Here is a 3,399-nt window from a genome sequence, read left to right on the forward strand (position 1 = left end):
GTCAAAATCCGCGGCCACCGCATCGAACTCGGCGAAATCGAAGCCACCCTCACCACCCACCCCGACATCACCCACGCCGCAGTGACAGTCCACCAGGGCACCGTCACCGAGCAACTGGTGGCCTACGTGGTGCCGACCCCGGGCGCCCACCTCGACCCCGACACGCTCGCCACGACGGTCGGTGCCCGCCTGCCCGATTTCATGGTGCCGTCGGTGTTCGTGACCCTCGACCGGATGCCAGTGAGCGTGAACGGCAAGATCGACCGGCGAGCACTCCCCGCACCAACACCGTCGAACCGGCAGTTCCGACCACCGGTCACCCCCACCGAACACACCATCGCCGACGTCTTCACCGACGTCCTCGGCGTCGACCGCGTCGGGGTTGACGAGTCGTTCTTCGCTCTCGGTGGCGACAGCATCGTCGCGATTCAGTTGGTCTCGCGCGCGAAAGCCCGGGGCGTGGTGTTCTCCTCACGCGATGTATTCGAGCGCAGGACCGTTGGCGGCTTGGCTGCAGTCGCGCAGCGTCCCGAGGACTCCGGACTGCCGGTGGCCCTCGAGGAGTTGCCGGGCGGCGGCATCGGGTGGATGCCGCTGACCCCGGTCGCGCGGGCGCTGATCGAGCGGGGTGGTGGCTTCGGTCGATTCTCGCAACACATGTGGGTGGAGTTGCCGCCCGGAATCGAGCGCGGTGGGTTGGTGGCGACGGTCGAGGCCGTGCTCGAGCACCACGACATTTTCCGGTCTCGACTTGTCGGCGACGAGCGCGGGTGGGGTCTGGAAGTCGGTGGGTCGGATGCCGTCGATGTGGACGGCCTTGTTCGTCGGGTGGAGGTCACCGCCGATCTCGACGAGCAAGCCGCGGCGGCGTTGGCGGCGGCGCAATTGGATGCGGCGTTGGGGCGGTTGGCGCCGACGACGGGCGTGATGGTGCAGTTCGTGTGGCTCGATTTCCGGTCCGGATGCAGCACCGCGCAGCGGCCGGGCCGGCTGCTGATCCTCGCGCACCACCTGGTGATCGACGGGGTGTCGTGGCGGATACTCCTGCCCGACTTGGCCTCCGCGTGGGCGCAGGTGTCCGCTGGGCACACTCCAATGTTGGATCCCACCGGAACGTCGATGCGTCGGTGGGCGCACGCGTTGGTCGAGGAGGCATCGGCCCCGGCGCGGCTGGCGGAGTTGCCGATGTGGCAGGCACTGCTGCAAGCCCCCGACCCGGTATTGGGCCTCCACCCGTTCAACGCGGCTGTCGATGTGGGATCCACCCTCGACCAGGTCGAGGTGAGCGTACCGGCACCGGTGACGGCATCACTCCTGACGACCTTGCCGACACTGTTCCACGGCGGCGTCGAGGACGGACTGTTGGCGGCATTGGCATTGGCCGTCTGCCGGTGGCGGCGCACGCGACAGGTCTTCGAATCCTCGACGCTGATCCAACTCGAGGGACACGGCCGTCAGGAGCAGATTGCCGCGGGAGCGGATCTGTCTCGAACGGTGGGATGGTTCACCACCGTGTTTCCGGTGCGTCTGGATATCGGGGCCGCCGACCTCGACGACGCCTTCGCCGGTGGCGCCGGCGCCGGTGTGGTGGTCAAGTCGATCAAGGAGCAGCTGAGGTCGCTACCGGACAGGGGAATCGGCTACGGGCTGCTGCGCTACCTGAATCGGGACACAGCCGAGCAGTTGCGGTCGCTGCCGGTCGGCCAGATCAGCTTCAACTACCTCGGCCGGGTGTCCGGCGGTGGTGTTCCGAACGAGATGCCGCGGGCGGAGTGGGCACCGTGCGGCCATCTCGGCGACATCGCCGCTCCGGGAGATGCCGACATGCCGGCGAACGGCGTCGTCGACATCAATGCGATCGTCACCGACGGCAGCGAGGGTCCGGTGCTGGGCGCCACGTTCACGTTCCCGACCGGTGCAATCGGGCGGACCGATGTGCAGGACTTGGCGGAGAAATGGTGTGCTGCGCTCGCCGCCCTCGCCACCCATGCGCAGACCCCCGACGCCGGCGGGCTGACACCGTCGGATCTGCCGTTGGTCACCGCACAGCAACCGGACATCGACCGCTGGGAAGCGGCGTATCCGGCGGTCACGGACGTGTGGCCCCTGACGCCGCTGCAGTCGGGTCTGCTGTTCCACGCGCTGTTGGCCGCGTCGTCGGTCGACGTGTACTCGATGCAGGTCGTGTTCACCCTCACCGGCCGGGTGGACGCCACCCGGCTGCACACGGCGGCACAGGCGGTACTGAATCGGCACCCGAATCTGCGGGTGGCGTTCGTCGAGGGAGCCGACGGCATACCCGTGCAGCTGGTCCTCGACAAGGTGCCGGTGCCATGGTCCGAGGTCGATCTCCGCGAAATCGACGACACCACTCGCCCGGACGCGTTGACGCGACTGCTGGCCGACGATCAGGCCACGCACTTCGACATGACCGCACCGCCGTTGATCCGGTTCACACTGGTCACCGTCGCCGAGGACCGGTACGAGCTGGTCGTCGCCAACCACCACATCCTGCTCGACGGATGGTCCATGCCACTGCTGATGACGGACATGCTCGCACTCTATGCCGCCGGCGACCAGACCTCGGCGTTGCCTCCCGCCCGTCCCTACCGCAATTATCTCGAATGGCGCGCCGAACAGGACCAGGCGACGTCGCGGCAGGTCTGGGCGGCGGCACTCGAGGGTGTCGAGGGCCCGACCCTGCTCGCCCCCGCCGACCCGGGCCGAGAGATCTCCTCGCGGGCCGGTGAAGTAACCACCGATCTCGGCGAACACAAAACACGTGCCCTGTCCGAGTTGGCCGCCCGACTCGATGTCACCGTCAACACGGTGATGCAGGCGGCCTGGGGAATTCTGCTGATGCGGATGACCGGCCGCGACGACACAGTCTTCGGCAGCACCGTGTCAGGACGGCCACCCCAGCTCGCAGGCGTGGAATCGATGATCGGGCTGTTCATCAACACGGTACCGATCAGGGTGCGAGCAGACCCGGACCAGTCGATCACCCAACTACTGACGCGGATGCACCGTGAACAGGCCGACCTGCTCGACCACCTCTATCTCGGACTCACCGACATTCAACACGCCGCCGGAACAACCGACGCCCTCTTCGACACGCTGACGGTGTTCGAGTCGTACCCCGTCGAGCAGACCACACTTACCGAACAGGCCGACGCACTCGACGGCATAACCCTCGCCGGCGTCAGGGCCAACGACAACACCCACTACCCCCTCGCCCTGAAAATCACCGACGACACCCACATCCGACTAACCCTGACCTACCTCCACGACCTGTTCGACGAACCATACGTCCAAGCCCTGCACAACCGATACCTGCATGTCCTCGAAGCCATCATCGCCGATCCCGACAGCCCGGTCGGCGACCTCGACCTCCTCGAC

Annotated in this window: 1 protein-coding gene; it reads left to right on the top strand. The window is 67.0% G+C overall.

The window, feature by feature from the left end; translation table 11 throughout:
- Nucleotides 1-3,399: condensation domain-containing protein (locus tag ACNJ7E_RS14780; RefSeq protein WP_418340221.1), on the top strand; the 3,399-nt coding region annotated here is incomplete at both ends.

Origin of the sequence: Rhodococcus mengyinensis (assembly GCF_048381435.1) — a bacterium.
Classification (GTDB): domain Bacteria; phylum Actinomycetota; class Actinomycetes; order Mycobacteriales; family Mycobacteriaceae; genus Rhodococcus_F; species Rhodococcus_F opacus_D.